General features: G+C 37.9%; 18 protein-coding genes and 1 tRNA gene. 6 read left to right on the forward strand and 13 right to left on the reverse strand.

The window, feature by feature from the left end; genetic code table 11:
• The first annotated feature begins 1 nt into the window (after position 1).
• The gene (gene ilvC, locus BMF77_RS03400) at positions 2–997 is read left to right on the forward strand and encodes a ketol-acid reductoisomerase (protein ID WP_148760662.1); all 996 of its coding nucleotides are present in this window, start codon (positions 2–4) and stop codon (positions 995–997) included.
• A gap of 380 nt (positions 998–1,377) precedes the next feature.
• Complete coding sequence (locus tag BMF77_RS03405; protein WP_015078998.1) at positions 1,378–1,863, forward strand: hypothetical protein; 486 nt, start codon at positions 1,378–1,380, stop codon at positions 1,861–1,863.
• A gap of 346 nt (positions 1,864–2,209) precedes the next feature.
• Here the strand turns inward: BMF77_RS03405 and BMF77_RS03410 are convergent, their stop codons facing one another.
• Positions 2,210–3,601, reverse strand: coding sequence for an amidase (locus BMF77_RS03410; RefSeq protein ID WP_148760664.1), 1,392 nt, complete (start codon positions 3,599–3,601; stop codon positions 2,210–2,212).
• Positions 3,602–3,786: 185 nt separating this feature from the next.
• Positions 3,787–3,859: transfer RNA gene (locus BMF77_RS03415), tRNA-His, on the reverse strand.
• 120 nt (positions 3,860–3,979) lie between these two features.
• Here BMF77_RS03415 and BMF77_RS03420 point away from each other — a divergent pair.
• From BMF77_RS03420 to cobA, 3 genes are read left to right on the forward strand one after another with little or no spacing between them, the layout of a single operon-like run.
• Positions 3,980–4,360: a DUF4359 domain-containing protein gene (locus tag BMF77_RS03420; RefSeq protein WP_015079000.1), complete on the forward strand. Its 381-nt coding sequence runs from the start codon at positions 3,980–3,982 to the stop codon at positions 4,358–4,360.
• Entirely contained in the window at positions 4,344–5,156 is an 813-nt protein-coding gene (locus tag BMF77_RS03425; RefSeq protein WP_246863059.1) for a sirohydrochlorin chelatase, read from the forward strand. Before BMF77_RS03420 ends, BMF77_RS03425 begins: the two co-directional genes overlap by 17 nt.
• Positions 5,149–5,901, forward strand: coding sequence for a uroporphyrinogen-III C-methyltransferase (gene cobA, locus BMF77_RS03430; protein ID WP_148760666.1), 753 nt, complete (start codon positions 5,149–5,151; stop codon positions 5,899–5,901). The genes BMF77_RS03425 and cobA overlap by 8 nt, the downstream gene beginning before the upstream one ends.
• Positions 5,902–6,122: 221 nt before the next feature.
• Here cobA and BMF77_RS03440 read toward each other — a convergent pair whose 3' ends face one another.
• From BMF77_RS03440 to BMF77_RS03490, 11 genes are all read right to left on the reverse strand, one after another.
• The gene (locus BMF77_RS03440; RefSeq protein WP_148760668.1) at positions 6,123–6,923 is read right to left on the reverse strand and encodes an Rpn family recombination-promoting nuclease/putative transposase; all 801 of its coding nucleotides are present in this window, start codon (positions 6,921–6,923) and stop codon (positions 6,123–6,125) included.
• A gap of 79 nt (positions 6,924–7,002) precedes the next feature.
• On the reverse strand, positions 7,003–7,428 hold the full coding sequence (locus BMF77_RS03445; protein ID WP_148760670.1) for a type II toxin-antitoxin system VapC family toxin: 426 nt from the start codon (positions 7,426–7,428) through the stop codon (positions 7,003–7,005).
• On the reverse strand, positions 7,415–7,654 hold the full coding sequence (locus BMF77_RS03450) for a hypothetical protein (RefSeq protein WP_148760672.1): 240 nt from the start codon (positions 7,652–7,654) through the stop codon (positions 7,415–7,417). Before BMF77_RS03450 ends, BMF77_RS03445 begins: the two co-directional genes overlap by 14 nt.
• A 202-nt stretch (positions 7,655–7,856) precedes the next feature.
• A complete protein-coding gene (locus tag BMF77_RS03455; protein WP_148760674.1) occupies positions 7,857–8,789 on the reverse strand; it encodes an IS982 family transposase in 933 nt (310 codons plus the stop codon).
• 519 nt (positions 8,790–9,308) lie between these two features.
• Complete coding sequence (locus BMF77_RS03460) at positions 9,309–9,668, reverse strand: DUF5615 family PIN-like protein (protein ID WP_148760676.1); 360 nt, start codon at positions 9,666–9,668, stop codon at positions 9,309–9,311.
• 42 nt (positions 9,669–9,710) lie between these two features.
• Complete coding sequence (locus BMF77_RS03465; protein WP_015079007.1) at positions 9,711–10,028, reverse strand: DUF433 domain-containing protein; 318 nt, start codon at positions 10,026–10,028, stop codon at positions 9,711–9,713.
• A 252-nt stretch (positions 10,029–10,280) separates the two neighbouring features.
• Complete coding sequence (locus BMF77_RS03470) at positions 10,281–11,693, reverse strand: serine/threonine-protein kinase (RefSeq protein WP_148760678.1); 1,413 nt, start codon at positions 11,691–11,693, stop codon at positions 10,281–10,283.
• Positions 11,694–11,805: 112 nt separating this feature from the next.
• Positions 11,806–12,396 carry a Uma2 family endonuclease gene (locus BMF77_RS03475; protein ID WP_148760680.1) on the reverse strand — a complete coding sequence of 197 codons (591 nt, stop codon included), beginning with the start codon at positions 12,394–12,396 and terminating at the stop codon, positions 11,806–11,808.
• A 367-nt stretch (positions 12,397–12,763) separates the two neighbouring features.
• The gene (locus BMF77_RS03480; protein WP_148760682.1) at positions 12,764–13,156 is read right to left on the reverse strand and encodes a type II toxin-antitoxin system death-on-curing family toxin; all 393 of its coding nucleotides are present in this window, start codon (positions 13,154–13,156) and stop codon (positions 12,764–12,766) included.
• Entirely contained in the window at positions 13,153–13,377 is a 225-nt protein-coding gene (locus BMF77_RS03485; RefSeq protein WP_148760684.1) for an AbrB/MazE/SpoVT family DNA-binding domain-containing protein, read from the reverse strand. The genes BMF77_RS03480 and BMF77_RS03485 overlap by 4 nt, the downstream gene beginning before the upstream one ends.
• A 387-nt stretch (positions 13,378–13,764) precedes the next feature.
• Entirely contained in the window at positions 13,765–14,805 is a 1,041-nt protein-coding gene (locus BMF77_RS03490) for a response regulator (protein ID WP_148766772.1), read from the reverse strand.
• A gap of 226 nt (positions 14,806–15,031) precedes the next feature.
• On the opposite strand from BMF77_RS03490, the gene BMF77_RS03495 reads away from it, so the two are divergent.
• The gene (locus BMF77_RS03495) at positions 15,032–15,967 is read left to right on the forward strand and encodes an RluA family pseudouridine synthase (RefSeq protein WP_148760686.1); all 936 of its coding nucleotides are present in this window, start codon (positions 15,032–15,034) and stop codon (positions 15,965–15,967) included.
• Positions 15,968–16,407 lie beyond the last annotated feature (440 nt).

Genomic DNA, 16,407 nt, shown 5'->3' on the forward strand with positions numbered 1-16,407 from the left:
TATGGCGCGTATGTATTATGATGAAGATGCTAATTTAGACCTTTTAAAAGGTAAAACCGTTGCTATTATTGGTTATGGTTCTCAAGGTCATGCTCACGCGCTGAATCTTAAAGATAGCGGTGTTAACGTCATTGTGGGATTATATCCCGGCAGTAAGTCCACAGCTAAAGCCGAAGCTGCTGGCTTGACTGTAAAAAATGTTGCTGATGCTGCGAAAGCTGCTGATTTCATCATGATTTTATTACCTGATGAAGTCCAAAAAACAATTTACAAAAACGAAATTGAACCCAATTTAGAAGCTGGAAACGTTTTAGCTTTTGCACATGGTTTTAATATCCATTTTGCACAGGTTGTACCTCCTGCTGATGTTGATGTCGTCATGGTTGCACCTAAAGGCCCTGGACATTTGGTGCGTCGTACCTACGAACAAGGACAAGGTGTACCTGCGTTATTTGCAGTTTATCAAGATGCCACTGGTCATGCCCGCGATCGCGCTATGGCTTATGCTAGAGGTATTGGTGGTACACGCGCCGGTATTTTGGAAACTACTTTCCGTGAAGAAACCGAAACCGATTTGTTTGGGGAACAAGCAGTATTGTGTGGTGGTTTGAGTGCTTTAATCAAAGCCGGTTTTGAAACCTTAGTAGAAGCAGGTTATCAACCAGAACTCGCTTATTTTGAATGTCTGCACGAAGTCAAATTAATTGTTGATTTAGTGGTAGAAGGTGGATTAGCCACCATGCGCGATAGTATTTCTAATACTGCCGAATATGGTGATTATACTCGCGGTCCTCGCGTTGTTACCGCCGATACTAAAGCGGAAATGAAGAAGATTCTCAGCGAAATTCAATCTGGACAATTTGCACGGGAATTTGTTTTAGAAAACCAAGCTGGTAAACCTGGTTTTACTGCTATGCGTCGTCAAGAAGCTGAACATCCTATTGAGGCTGTTGGTAAGGATTTACGCGCTATGTTTAGCTGGTTGAAGAAAGCGTAGTCCAATTTTGGATTTTAGATTTTGGATTTGAGAGACGGAAATTTCGTGTCTCTCAAATTTAATTTTTGCAAAAATTAAAATATTGTATCTATAACAGGCAATGCCCATCTTATTTTAGTTTTTATAGGCATACAAAATCACATCTTCACTAATCATGTAGAAAGCTAAAAAATCGGTTATTTCATTTGCATAAAATCTCTGAGTAATGAAATGATAGAGTTATAATTGAGTTACCAAATTATTACAGTTGCTGAGAAATATTATTGGTGTGGGCTGTTATTGAAATAGGATGAAATTAGTAATGCAACATGATCAAGGATTTTGGTGCGTTACGCTATCATGATTCTACAGCCAATGGAATAATCTCTGGAGTGTAGAAAATGGAATCTCTAATTTCAACTTTCACCCAAAATTTAGATTTTTCCGAATCGGAAATAACAGCAATACTTTCCACACCGTTAAATGAGGTACTAAATTCACCGGCTCTGAAACAAGAATTAGACAGTTTAGATATTAGCTTACTCAAAAAAACCTTACCTACAGCCGGTGCAGTATTGGCTGAACATTTACCACTTTTTTATGATTGGCTAAAAAACGAGTTAGGAGTTGAGCGTGTTCCTGACAGTCCAGATCATACAACAAAATGGGTGGTTGGTTTTCTCAATAATCAAGAAAGTATCAATCACTTAGTTGAATTACATCGTCCCGTACCCCACGCAGCTTTAGAACAAGCTGTTCCCCGGTTGGTGGGTTTATTTGATGGTGTGGAAGATGTGAAAGTGCGTCAAGAATGGGAAAAAGCAGTTGCCGCACTTTGTTTAGTTTTAGTAGTAGATGCCCGTGAACAGGAAAAACTGGCTAATTAATTGGAATTTATGGTCCGAATCAGGATTATTAAGATTAAATGATTAATAGGATTTAGTATGCAGATATTTGCAAACTTTCTGTTTTTCAGATTATTTCTCTGTCTGAATCAGGATGCTCAGGATTGAAGGATTAACAGGATTCAATATGCAGATATTTGCAAACTTTCTGTTTTTCAGATCATTTCTCTGTCTGAATCAGGATGCTCAGGATTGAAGGATTAACAGGATTCAATATGCAGATATTTGCAAACTTTCTGTTTTTCAGATTATTTCAAGAATAACAATCCTGTAAATCTCTAAATCCTGTAAATCCTGATTCTGACATTTTGTAAATCCTGATTTTGACTTAAAGTGCTGGACGATGTTGAATCCAAGGGTTAGCGGCTTCTAATTGCGCTGCTAAACTAATTAAGGTAGACTCAGCCGCAGGTTTACCAATTAACTGTACACTGAGGGGTAAACCATGACTATCGAAACCGACAGGAAGGGCGATCGCAGGTAATCCGGTAGCATTTGCAACAGGACAAGGCGCGACCCAATGGGCAATTTTGGCAAATGTCTCTTCTGGACTCAAATCTGCCCATTCACCGACGCGAATGGGAGAATGGAGATAAACTGGTAATACCAATACATCTACAGTATCAAAAAATGCGATAATTTGCCGGGAGACAATTTGCATTTGGGAAAGTGCTTGCAGATATTCAGCTACAGAACCATTTTTTGCTAATAACCATTGGTTTAAAGGCTGTAAGGCTGGCGAAGGAATTCCTGCTGCTGCTATTCCAGCTTGCCAAACTACTATAAATGGTTCGATTAAACTACTAAAATCTGGGTATTTTTCCTCAACTTGATGTCCAAATTGTGCTAATAACCCGACGGTTTTTAATACTCCTTGTTTACAGTTAGCGTCAGCTTCTCCAAAGGGCAGAATACTGGTACTAAAGGCAATTTTCAGACTATCTAATTTGACTTGAGTTGCAGAGAGAAATGATGGTTGCGGATTTGGTAGCCAATAAGGATCACCTGTGACATAGCCAGAGATCACATCTAACATAGCCGCTGCATCAGCCACTGTGCGGGCAAGGGGACCATCCACCGCAATGCCCCCCAAGCGATCGCCTACAGGGGCTTTAGAGACTCTGCCTCTGGCTGGTTTGATGCCAACAACACCACAGCAAGCCGCCGGACCACGCACTGAACCACCACCATCTGAACCTTGGGCAATTGCACTTAATCCCGCTGCTACTGATGATGCTGCACCACCACTAGAACCACCAGGAGTATATTCTAAATTCCAAGGGTTTCTCGCTGGGGGAAATCCCGCAGGTTCACTGTAAGGATAAGAACCTAATTCCGAAGTTGCGGTTTTACCAAGAATAATAAAACCAGCTTGTTTAATTCTGGTAACTACACCATCATCATGATTAGCAATATTATTTAACAGTGCCGAATTTCCGTAAGTACAAGTAACACCCGCAACCGCACTTAAGTCTTTAATGGAAATTGGTACACCAAAAAATGGCGGTAATTCTGAAGTCGTTGTCAGTAATTCTGTTTTGTTTTTAGCATCAGCAATGGCTAAATCTGCCGTGACTGTAAAATAACTTCCCAGTTGGGGATTTAAGCGTTCGATTCTTTCTAAATATACTTCCACCAACTCTAGCGGTGACACTTCCCGCAGACGGATTAATTGCGCTAACTCTAAAGCTGGGGTAAAAGCTAAATCATTGTTATTCATATATAAATATGCCAATCTAAATAGTTACTTTAGCAGGATTTTTGAGAATTATCGCCATTAGATTTACTGCAAGACTCGGAAAAGCTGACAGAAAAATACCCCCTTTTTCCCAACTTCTAAAAAGGTCTAATTCGTACTTTTATACTTTACAACAACTCTGAACTTACAGAGTCATAATTTAATAGGGCGAACGATGGGGATCGAACCCACGAATGGTGGTACCACAAACCACTGCCTTAACCACTTGGCTACGCTCGCCATTCACTCTGTGAGTATAGCATTACCTCCAGAAAATAATCAAGCTTTTTTTAGCAGAAATTAGATAATTTTCTTGGTAGTGTTTAAAAGACTAATAAATATACCAGTTCAGGCTAGAATATGAAACCTTTGACTATTCTTATATGTGTAGGAGCAGCGAGCGTTACGGTCTTGGGAGCAATTATGGCGAAAACTAACCCCAATCAGGGTGAATATGAACAATATGCCGTTCAAAAGCTGACAACATATTTAGAAGCTGATGTCTGTCACAAAACACCAAGTTTCTTGGAAAAATTAATCAAAGTTAATTGTCAAGAGTTGCTTCAATCCGCCACACCACACATCAAAGAACTGATTACCACCACAACTAACCGACAAGACTATATAATCTTTAGTATTTACCGCACGGAAATCAAACTTGATTCTTGGATACCAGGATATAAATTTGAAACAGTGGGAGCATTGAATCAATTTTATACTTACAATGCTGAAGAAAAATAAATTAGCATCTTTCTCCTGTGTTTCTCAGTCCCCCAGTCCCCAATCCCCAAATATGCAAATTAATAAAATTACAGCTTATCTTTTAGTGTCTCATGGGAGTCGTGATCCTCGTCCAGATATTGCTATGCAGCAATTAGCGGGAATGTTAAGTGAGATATTACCCCAAGGTGAAAATTTCGTAGGTGTTGCTACTCTAGAGGCAAATATCCAACCTTTACACCTGCAAATTCAAGATTTTGCTCATCGTGTTCAGGCTTTTGGTTGTCAAAGGGTGCAAATTATCCCCCTATTTTTGTTACCGGGATTTCATGTCATGACTGATATTCCCGCAGAAATCGCCCTTGCAGAACAGGCTATAACTGAAGGAATGACAATAGAATTGCGTCCTTATATTGGTAGTTATCCTGGTTTAGCCAAGTTTTTTGCGGGGATGATGACTACGATTAAAGCAGATGTATCTATTATTTTGGCTCATGGTAGCCGACGGGCTGGTTCTCATACCCCTGTGGAAAATATAGCAGCTACTGTGGACGCAGTTACAGCTTATTGGTCTGTCCCTCCCAGTTTAGAAGTCAGAGTACAGGAATTGATAGCCGCTGGTTATGGACGAATTGCGATTTTCCCCTATTTTTTATTTACAGGTGGGATAACTGATGCGATCGCACTGGCAGTAGAAACGCTAAAATTACAATTTCCATCAGTAAGTTTTCAACTCGCACAACCATTAGGAACAAGTCGAGAATTTGCGAATTTAATCGAGAATTTCATCAAAGAAGAGGACAAAGTTTTTGGGTAAAGTTTATTTAGTCGGTGCAGGTCCTGGAGATCCTGGACTCATGACTCTCAAAGGAAAAGGCTTATTAACCTGTGCAGATGTGGTTATTTATGATGCTTTGGTAAGTCCAGAAGTGCTGGAAATGATCAATCCTGAAGCAGAACAAATCAATGCGGGTAAACGCATGGGTAGACATTCACTGTTACAGGAAGTCACTACCCAATTACTGATTGAGAAAGCGGAGAATAATGCCATAGTTGTTCGGCTTAAAGGTGGTGATCCTTTTATTTTCGGTCGTGGTGGGGAAGAAATGGCAGAATTGGTAGCCGCAGGTATTCCTGTAGAAGTTGTGCCAGGGATTACATCAGGAATCGCCGCAGCGGCCTATGCTGGTATACCCTTAACCCATCGGCTTTATAGTTCTTCTGTCACCTTTGTAACTGGACATGAATCCGCCGGTAAGTATAAACCCCAGGTAAATTGGCAAGCCATAGCGCACGGTTCGGAAACTATAGTAATTTATATGGGTATTCACAATTTACCCTACATTATTGAACAGTTTACTCTAGCTGGATTGAGTTTAGATACACCCATTGCCTTAATCCGCTGGGGAACTCGGCCAGAACAGGAAGAATTAATTGGTGAATTGGGGACAATTGTAGAACAAGTGGAAGCAAAGGGATTTCTTGCACCGGCAATAGCTGTAATTGGTGCAGTCGTGAAATTACACGATATATTATCTGATTCTGTACAGGAGAAAAAATAGAGGAAAAGTTTGGTTAGGGTTAGAGGTTGTTTGATAGCGAAGCGTGGCGTTAGCCATAAAGTATCAGATGAAACCCATAATCTCCAAAAACCTAACCCCCCTGCCCCCCTTCCCTACCAGGGAATGGGGTTTTCAAAGCCTCTCCCCGCGTCGGGGAGAGGTTTGGAGAGGGGTCAATTTATACATTCAAAACTTTTCAAACATCCTCTTACACATCCTTTTTATTTGTCCTTTGTGTTGATATTCTGTTGTTGAATAATTTCGCTAATTTCTGCCAAACTTAAATTTAAAACCTGTGCGATTTGTTCTGTGGTTAAACCTAATCCTATCAAACCAGGAACTGCGTCTAACTTGGCTTTGCGTTCACCTTCTTCTTTTGCTTCTTGATAAAATCGGGTTTGTTTTAACTCACTTAATCCAAACATGGCTTCTATTTCCTCCCTATTCATTCTTGGAAACTTGTAAATTAAAATTGTCTCGATGATTTGTAATACTTGTTGCTGTTGCAGTTGAGAATCTATCTCTTGTTTAGTTCTGGTGATTAATTCTCTAGCTTGGGTAATGGAATTATCTGGGTTAGCGATGATTAGTTTTATTGTAGCAATACCAATGGGTAAAGATGTTGTTTCTGCTAATTCATCGAGATAAATAACTCTAACTCGTTGACTCGTAAAAAATTCCTGATAATGCTGAATATCTTGTGTATCTATGCTGCGCGTTGGATAGATAACTACAGCATTCCAGTTATTTTTGGGTTTGTTTTGGCGGATGTAAAGAAAGATTTCGCTAAAAAGTCTATGGTAGAGATCCGTATCTAGTTGAAATTGTACTTCTAAAAAGTAGATGGGGTTATCTGTATTTTGGTCAGGTAAGAAAACTCCATCTATTCTCAAGGCTGTTTGTTTGACTTCAACTGATGAAAATTGATAAAGTTCTGCTAGTTGGGGAGAGTTACCAATGAGTTCAAAAAATATACTAGGTATTTCTTGAAACAATCGGTAAAATATGCTGTCTGTTTTCATTTTAAAAAGGTTTATTACATTTTATTAATGCAGCCTACAGGATTAGCGATCGCTTCATGTTCGAGATGTAGGTACTAAGTCATAAAAACTCATGAAATAGGTTATCAAAGGGTTCTGTATTTTTCCAGCGATAGGTGTTAAAGTCTCGATAATCAACTGATAAAATTTGTCCATGACCTAATTCTTCTGCCAGGATAACGAGAGAAGCATCGGCTAAATCCATAGGTAAATCTTTATATTTTTCCATTAGTTCTTCAATACGCTGGCAGTGATGTTGTTTCAGATCAAAGATTTGTAGTTTTCCTGTAGAAATTTTATTAATAAAGATTTTTGGAGCATCTACTCCTACTCTTTTTTGTAATAGATAGCAAGTTTCTGTGACGACACACCAAGTTGTAATAAATTGCTGATTAGCTAAATCTTGAAATCGTTTTTTTGCAACTATATGAACTGCATCTTTTTTATTAGCAAGAGCTAACCAAAAGCCTGTATCAACTATGATCATATTTTTGATTAATTTCACGATCTAAGTAGTTTTTATAGTTTTTTGAGAGGTCTGTTTCAGCTTCTATGCAACCGATAAAGTCTGACCAGTCTGGCAAGGAATTTTCTGAAGATTCTTGTTGATTCAGAAGATAGCGTTTTTTCAGGACTTTTACGAGTTCGACTATGATTTGTTGTGCATCGGGAGGAAGAGATGCAATATCTTGTTGAATTGTATTTAAGTTCATAATTTGATTTTGGTGTTTCCCTGATTATAGTTTAGCAACAAATGTTTTTACTAAACCACCTGAGTTCGATATAAATAATCATCCTGAAAACTAATTATATCAGGCTTTTCTCAATTAGCAATGATTGTTGATAATAAATAAACAAGAGAAAACAATCCAAAATTGAATATTTTGGACTCATAATTTAATTGCATGAAAATAATTAAATTAATAAAGCTGGTAGAGAAGTTACTTCATGTTTATCTAATTTTAAATAAGGTTTTTTATCTTGCCAAGTATAAGCAATTAAACCAGTGGTCGGTGAGCGAAGCCGAACCGCAATAATATTAACCATAAAATTAGAAATACTGCGATGACGAGAATGAACAACTTGGGAAATATTTTGATAGCCTGCGTGGCGTAGCCATAGTTGGTCGTTGACAGTTTCGATTAAAGCTCTTTTTCTTAACATAAATTTTTCCCACAATTCAACTAATTTATTCTTCATATTCTTCTTAAAAGGAGTAATTAATTTCACATCATTTTCCAATAGTTTCTGAAATAAACTTTTAGAAATATATCCTTTATCTCCAAAAAGTCTTCCCCATAAATTTTGTGCCAAAGTAGGAACTGGTTTCCGGTCATCAACATTTCCGGGAGTAACTTGAAAAGCTAATAATTCGCCTTGTTCATTAATAATTAAATGAAGTTTAAATCCAAAGTACCAATCCACAGAACTCTTGCCCCAGCCCGATAAGCCACGGAAAACTTTATTTCTTTTTGCTCTTTTATTATGACAAATAGGAATACCCATGCTGTCAATAAAAGAGATGCCACTACATTGACCTTTTCGACTATTAAGATAACAAATTAAAGGCAGTAAAGCATCAGGCATTAATTCAACAAAGCGATTATAACTCACTAAAGATGGAAAATATCTGTGGTAGTTTGTTAAAATGCTTTTTTGATAATAGTCCTGAAAATTACGATAACTTGATTGGTGAAAATGAACAATAATAGTCATGACTTCACTTAAACATAAGCGACTTTTTCTTTTTCTTTTTTGTGACTGGCTCGAAATTAGTTCTGAGTTCAATTTTGCTTCAAAATCCCAACAGAAATCATCTATTGCACAAAATAATTGTTCTAATTCCATTGTCCATTTTCCTTGCTCAAACAACTACTTTATTCTTAAATCTTTGGTGCAATCTTGAAAATGATTAATAATGTTATTTAATGGTTTTTAAGAAAAATTTACAATTTATATTATTTATTCCCAATCAATTGTCAACAACCGAAAATTATTGACAACCGCTAAAAATTTATTTAATCCTGAAACTCTTTCCAGTCAACACTTGTAAGTTATTCTCTTACGTCGAACTCAGGTAGGTTCAGCATAACAGCTTCGCCATCAGGGGCGCGAACGGATATTGAAAAAACACCAACGATATGGAGCAACGCCCCAAAAAGTTATTAGAGCCGGTGTAAGATGTTATCGCCCTTTCAGTTAATTTATAGTTTTCAGTTCTTTTTTAGATATTATATCGTTAATGTTGGGTTTCGTTCCTCAACCCAACCTACAAGATCAGCGATCGCACTCAGGTTTTATTTGGAACTTCAATTAGTCAAAAATCGTAGGTTGGGTTAAGCGATCGCGCAACCCAACATTTTAATTTTAATCTTCACCATTTCTACCATACTCTTGTACGAAAAAAATCTGTCCGACTGCTTTTATATTTTGCTTCATAACCCGCAACAAACGATTCTCTAAGGTGCGACTATCCTCATCCAAAAAATCAATTATCGCCTTGACTTTCCCAGTATAATCACGATCGTGTTTAAAAATAATCATGCCAGCATGATTTGGTGCAGTGCGATGTAGATCGATAAAATCTTGGCGATTTTCCGTAATCAAAATGCGACCTGTCGCTGTGGCATACTGCAAAACAACATCGTCAGGAATCCCTTGATTTGCTTGACCTGCTTCGTAGGAAGTTAATACATCGTGTCCCTCCGATCTGAGTAAGTTTACCATTGCGATCGGAAAATTTTCATGTTTTGTAAAATTGTAATGCCATTAAACTAAATCATCTTGGGCAATTTCTTGATCGATTTGTTCGGGATTTTGTTCGTAGTAATGCCAAGCTGCACTTAAATCTTCCGCAGTCAATCCAGGATAATTTGCCAATAATTCTTCATCCGGCGCACCTTGTTGACGATATGATACCAAAGTCCATAGGGGAATTCGTGTATTTCTAATTCGCGCTTGTCCCCCGCAAACTCCAGGTGTAATCTGAATTGGATGTTGCAACATTTGCACGTAATTCAATGCTTGGTCAACTAATTCCTCTGGTAAAGCTGCAATTACTTCGAGCAGTTGAGTCCTCTTATTCATGACAACAAAATCTCTCTCGCTTATTTCATCCTAACTTGAAAATAAGCGATACCACAAAGTGGTTGCCAAGGGCATCGCCAATACTAAAACCGACTAATATTATTATATCAATGTTGGGTTTCGTTCCTCAACCCAACCTACAAGATCTGCGATCGCACTTCAATAATAATGGTGCGTTACGTCGCGTATTTAATTTATTTGTATATTTTATAATCTTTTCGCGCTCCTAACGCACCCTACAAACTGTAATCTTTACAGGTTACAATCCACAAGTCTCGACGCAAGAGAAGACACATCCCCACCCGCCTCACCCGCCCTCCTACCCCTAGACAACATCAAAGGAAGGTGGCCGGAGGGCGCTTTTTTGTCAAAAGTAATATCCTTGTAGAATTGCCAGTATCCTCCTTTCCTCCATCCTACCTTGTCTCCGAACAGATAAAAGATTTCAAGATCAAATTCTCCCGTTCCGCCTAAACCCTGATAAATGCGTTTTTGAACAGAAAACCCAAATCTACCATCACTGTATTTTACCCACAACTGGTCAATGGTGCGGAGGTCTGCACAGGGAAAATTATCAATATCTTCTTTCCTTAACCAACCTTCCCTTCCCCGTTTTGCAACCGCTAACATTACCCTTGCTGTTTCTTCATCTGCTTCTTTCCATTTTCCAGCTTTGAGTAAATCATGCAGTTTACTATAATCCATTCCTACATCTGATTTTAATTGTACCTCTGGGCTTACTGGTTGAGGTATGGATGACGCTTTTGGAGCTATTGTTGTATTCTGGCGGTTTGATAAATATTCAATCACCTGTGCCGCACTCCAGCGCTTGCTTTTCTCCCTTAACAAGCAATTAGTAACTACAGGGGCTAACCGTTCTGGAATCCTGGTTGGTAGCTTGACATCACCCTGATAAATCTTCAGCATTAAGTCCATTTCACTTTGATAGTTAAAGGGTAAACGACCTCCATCCACCAGCGCCGCTCCCAAAATCCCTAATGACCACATATCCCACGCCGTTGATACCACGCTTTCATTCCCAAACGCCTCTGGTGGCATAAAAGCGATTGAGCCAGCGATATTACCAGTGCGAGATTGAGATTTGTCACTCATCTGCCGCGACAACCCGAAATCGCTTAACTTCCACTGCTCTTGGCAACGCAAAATATTACCAGGCTTGACATCCCGATGAATAAGCCGTTTTTCTCGGTGTAAGTAATCCAATCCCCGTGCAACCTGCAAAAGAATGTCCACTACTTCCGCCTCACTGGGTTGCTTGTCCCGCAGTTCATCTTGGAGAGTCCCTTGGGCTAATTCCATTACCAGATAGAGATAATCCTCCCCTTGCCACCGCCATAGACCGACATGAAATCCAGTAACAACATGGGAATGGGATAGATTCACTGCTGTACCTAATTCGTCCCGTTGTTGCCCTTGTTGTCTTGTATATTCCGCTTCCCGTTTTTCCTTGGATAACCCAGCAAAATTTTCAATATCCAAGGGGGCGATAATTTTAATGGCTACATTCCGCAGAATTTTACCTAAAAAGACATCCTGACCTTTAAACACGCCACCAAACCCGCCTACCCCCAGTAGATTTTGAAGTTGGTAGCGGTCTTCGACCATTTGTCCTTCCATTTTGATAAAGGTGCGCTGTAAGCTCATGGTGATATTCCTGTAGATTAATTTTTAAGAAAATATACTGGAGACATCCTAACATAGGTTACACTCCACAAGTCTTGGTGCGAGAGAGCGGAAAAATCACCATTTTATATTGTTATGTTGGTTCAATAATTTTCATCCCTGCTCGAAATTCCCGCAGCGCTTGAGCATGATTTTCTATATTAATACAACCCATCAATAAATCCACATCTAAACTCGGTAAAAGTTGCGATTTACTAACGGACTCATAACCATCATTTCCTAAACTATAAAATAATAATTCATCATTTATCCAAAACCAAACTTCAGGAATTTGTAACCGTTTGTATGCTTCCAGTTTATCAATTCCACCACTACTAACAACCACCTCAATCACTAAATCAGGGCGTTTTCTATTCGCTCCCAATTCATAAGATTCATCACCTTCTTTTTTGACCTTTTCTAATTCATTTTCTAGGGTAACAGAACCAGTAGGAGTAAAATCTAATTCCAAAAATTCTAAATAAATTTCTACTAAAGAAGCAATACGTTCTTTGATAATTTGATATTTCTTACCTGGGTTTTTCCGAATCTCCAAGACTCCATCTAAAAAAGATAACCTTACCCCTGGGCGCTCAATTAGCTGTTCAACAGCTTTAAATTCTCTCCAGGTTAAGTCACTAATTAAAATAGGTTCTGCTTCTCGTTCAATGAGTGTAGTTATCATAATTTAAACCCAAATTTAGAGATTGAATTCTGCTCAACGGGAGATAATATAAAAACAGAGTCTCAGAGGGTGTTTGAAAAGTTATGGTTGATGTATCAAATATTTTTTACCCTACCCTAACCCTCCCCTTGTAAAGGGGAGGGAACTGGATTTTTATTGTTTCCCCCCTTTACAAGGGGAAAGGGGGGTAGCAATGTGATGAAAATTACGGAATACCACTTTTCAATCATCCTCTCATGAAAAACATCATGCAAGCATACAAACTCAAAGGAAAAATTGATCAATCTGGTAACTTGCTGATTACCGAACCCGTGAATTTACCCCCCGGAAATGTGGAAATAATAGTCTGGTAAACTACGAATACCCTTTAATATTGAATAGAATTTTCTTGAAGCGGAACAGGTATGGTTTCTTGACTTTCTTGGCCGTTTGCTAGTCGTTCCATTATTAAAACAACTTCCGGTTCTGGAACATTCAACGAATATCCATTTAATTCCAGAAAGATAGCCATTACTACGAAAGCTACCCGTTTATTACCGTCTATAAAAGCATGATTTTTAGCAAATCCATAACCATAAGCCGCTGCTAAATCAAATATACTGGGTGTAGGTTCACCATAAGCAAGTAAATTCTTTGGTCTATCTAAACTAGCTACAAACAAACTGTTATCTCGCACACCTGCAAGACCACCATGCTGTATTAATTGGTCTTCATGTATAGCTGTAACAATTATTTCATCTAACCAGAAAATTCCATTCATTTCCCTAACTCATGAAGTGCATTTCTGTATTTTGTGCTGACTTTTTTGTAGGCTTCCATTGCTTTTTCAAAATCAGGATTACAAGAAGTTATCATAACACCGGCTGGGGTTTCAGTGACAAATACGCTGTCTCCTTCTTGAACTTTAAGTTTTTCCAGGGCTTCTTTAGGTAATGTTAAGCCCAAGGAATTTCCAACTTTACGAATTTTTAAGGTGTACATAAGTTAATAGCTTCTTTATCAGAGTAATACTATTGTAATAACATATTTTATGAACCACCCCATATTAGTTCGTTGAAGATGTGGTTTTTTACTTTAAGTAAGTAGACGAAAATAAATCAAAGTATATTAAGTAATGTAAAAAATCTGGAGATGATTTCGTAGTGAGGGCTTCAGCCCTCAAATGAGGAATAAATTCCTCACTACAAACTTTGAATTATTCAAGCCGTTCTACTTAGTCAGTTACTTAGTGATAGATGAAGATTACACTGGATAAATGTAATCCTCAATATTTCCCGATTGTAAGCTGTTACGCAGCTAAATTTGATAACCTTTTATTGATAGATATTGGCAGCCATGATGAAGTTCATTAACCTGACTTGTGAATTTTCACACAATATGTTGAAAAATTATTTTCAGTAAATCCCCTTGGGAAAAAGGTTTTTCTAAATAACCATTAGCTTTCACAAACTTAGCTTTTGCTCTATCTCTTAATCCCATTCTTTCAGTCATCAAAATCACAGGAGTATTTTTATAATGCGTGTGCTTCCGTAATAAAGAACAGATTTCATAGCCATTTAAATTAGGCATTTCTACACTTAGTAAAATGATATCTGGCTGCGCTCGCAGAATTTCCATTAAAGCTTGGGAAGAATCCATGAATTTCAGCACAGAAAATATTTGCTCATCTAAAAAATTTTCCACAGCATTTAATATGCTATAATCATCGTCCACACCCAAAATACTGTATTTCTTTCTAGCAGTAACTTGAGGGTTAATCGGCTGATTTATATGTGGTTTAGAATCAACTTGCTCAGAATTATTTTTGGGTAATTGTTCCTGATATGTGCTATGTGAATCTGACTGATAATAATTTTCAAAATTCAAATTTTTCTGAACATCAACCTTAACCCCTGATTGAGATTGTTCCACTAAAGTTCTTAAATTCAAATGACAAAATTTAGGGAGATTATCTAAAAAAGTATGAGGAACAAATTCATAACTGCCATATTCTAACTTCAGTAATGGTTGTAAAACCTCCAGCGCCAATTTTTCAATCAGCAAAGCAGCCTGGACGTGACTAATATATTTTTGATTAACTAACCAACAAATTGCTAAATAATCCGGATTGGGGATTGATTGATTCTCAATATCTTTTTCAAAAATCATCCGTACCTGTTCGTTGATACCCAGAGGAAGAGTAGAAATTTGCTGACTTAATTGCTGTAAATTTCGGTAAAGAGGTTCAAACATTTCCTCAGAGTAACCAGCGTAAATTAACTTACCCTGATCCATATATATTGACCATGCACCCGACTCGCTAAAGACTTGTAAACAACCAGTAAAAGAATTATTAGTAATCTTCTTTAATAGAGTAATTGGTTGTAGCTTTTGGAAAAATCTATATCTACTAATCGGAATTGTATTCATACTCTGAGATTGATCATTAAAATTTTCTCTCATGATCATTTAATTACTGGATTTTACAAAGGTTTTAAATTCTAATTCTTGAATTCTTACTTTTAGGTTACTATAGATTTTTTAGAGAAATAAAAAAGTATGTTAAACATAATATGAAAAAATGAAGTCTAGAGGTTTGACCCGAACACCTCTAATTTTTAAGCCCAATGTTTCTTAAATCACCCAATACCTAATCGTGTCTGCAATTAATAATATCCAAGTTACCGAAAATAGCGATCGCCTAGATCGTTACCTATCCCAAGAGTTATCAGATTTATCCCGTTCTCGCATCCAGCAGTTAATAGAACAGGGTCATGTCCAAATTAATAATCTAATCTGCACATCTAAGAAGATTAACCTAAAAACAGGCGATCTCATTACCCTCGAAATTCCCGTCGTTCAACCTTTAGCAATAATCGCCGAGAATATTCCCCTAGACATCCTCTATGAAGACGACGAGTTAATTATTATCAATAAACCCGCCGGTTTGGTTGTTCACCCCGCACCAGGCCATCCTGACGGAACTTTAGTTAATGCTATCTTGGCACACTGTCCCAATTTACCGGGAATTGGTGGCATTCAGCGTCCGGGAATTGTCCATCGTTTGGACAAGGATACAACGGGAGCGATTGCGATCGCTAAAACAGACCTGGCTTATCAACATCTACAAGCACAACTACAAGCAAAAACCGCCAGAAGAGAATATTTAGGTTTAATTTACGGTGTCCCCAAAACAGAAACCGGAAGTATAGACTTACCCATTGGTCGCAATCCCCAGGACCGCAAAAGAATGGCCATTGTTTCTATAGAAGATGGTGGACGTAATGCTGTCACCCATTGGCGAGTAAAAGAACGCTTTGGAAATTACACATTAATTCACTTTCAACTAGAAACAGGCCGGACCCATCAAATTCGCGTCCACAGTGCCAAAATGGGTCATCCTCTCGTTGGCGACCCCATTTATAGTTCTGGTCATTCCCTCGGCGTAAATTTGCCAGGACAAGCATTACACGCTTGGAAACTCCAGCTACAACATCCCGTTTCTGGAAATTTGGTGGAAGTGACAGCACCCCTTCCCCGCAGCTTTGCAACTTTACTGGAAGTGTTGCGCCGTCGTAGTGGTCTTTATTAAGAATTTCTGCAAAAATAGCCATTTATTCTCAATTTGTGAATATAGCTTTTTTAGTATTTATATCCCCCCTGGGGGGAAAAAGTAGCAGGTTTTCCAAATATTTAAGAATGTAAATTTAACAATTCTTAACAAAACTTAGCTAAAACTTATACAACAAAAAACTGCTGTAATCCATTTATGATAGTGAGTTTCTGGAAAATTAAAACAATCTTTAACTGCTGAATATTGCGATTGTTGTCAAAAAATGTAAAGTCGTGTAACAAAAATATTGACTTTTTATCAGTTGTAATCCTTGTGTATAAAGGATTTGAGCTAGTTTGTAGGCGACGATCTTATTTATTCATAATTTGTAACAAATAATGGCTCTATGGCATTGTATAAACATAAACTGTAGGGGTTAAACAACAGGAGAAAGTTGAAAAAAGCAGGCAATTCATCAA

Origin of the sequence: Dolichospermum sp. UHCC 0315A (assembly GCF_008121535.1) — a bacterium.
GTDB lineage: Bacteria > Cyanobacteriota > Cyanobacteriia > Cyanobacteriales > Nostocaceae > Dolichospermum > Dolichospermum lemmermannii.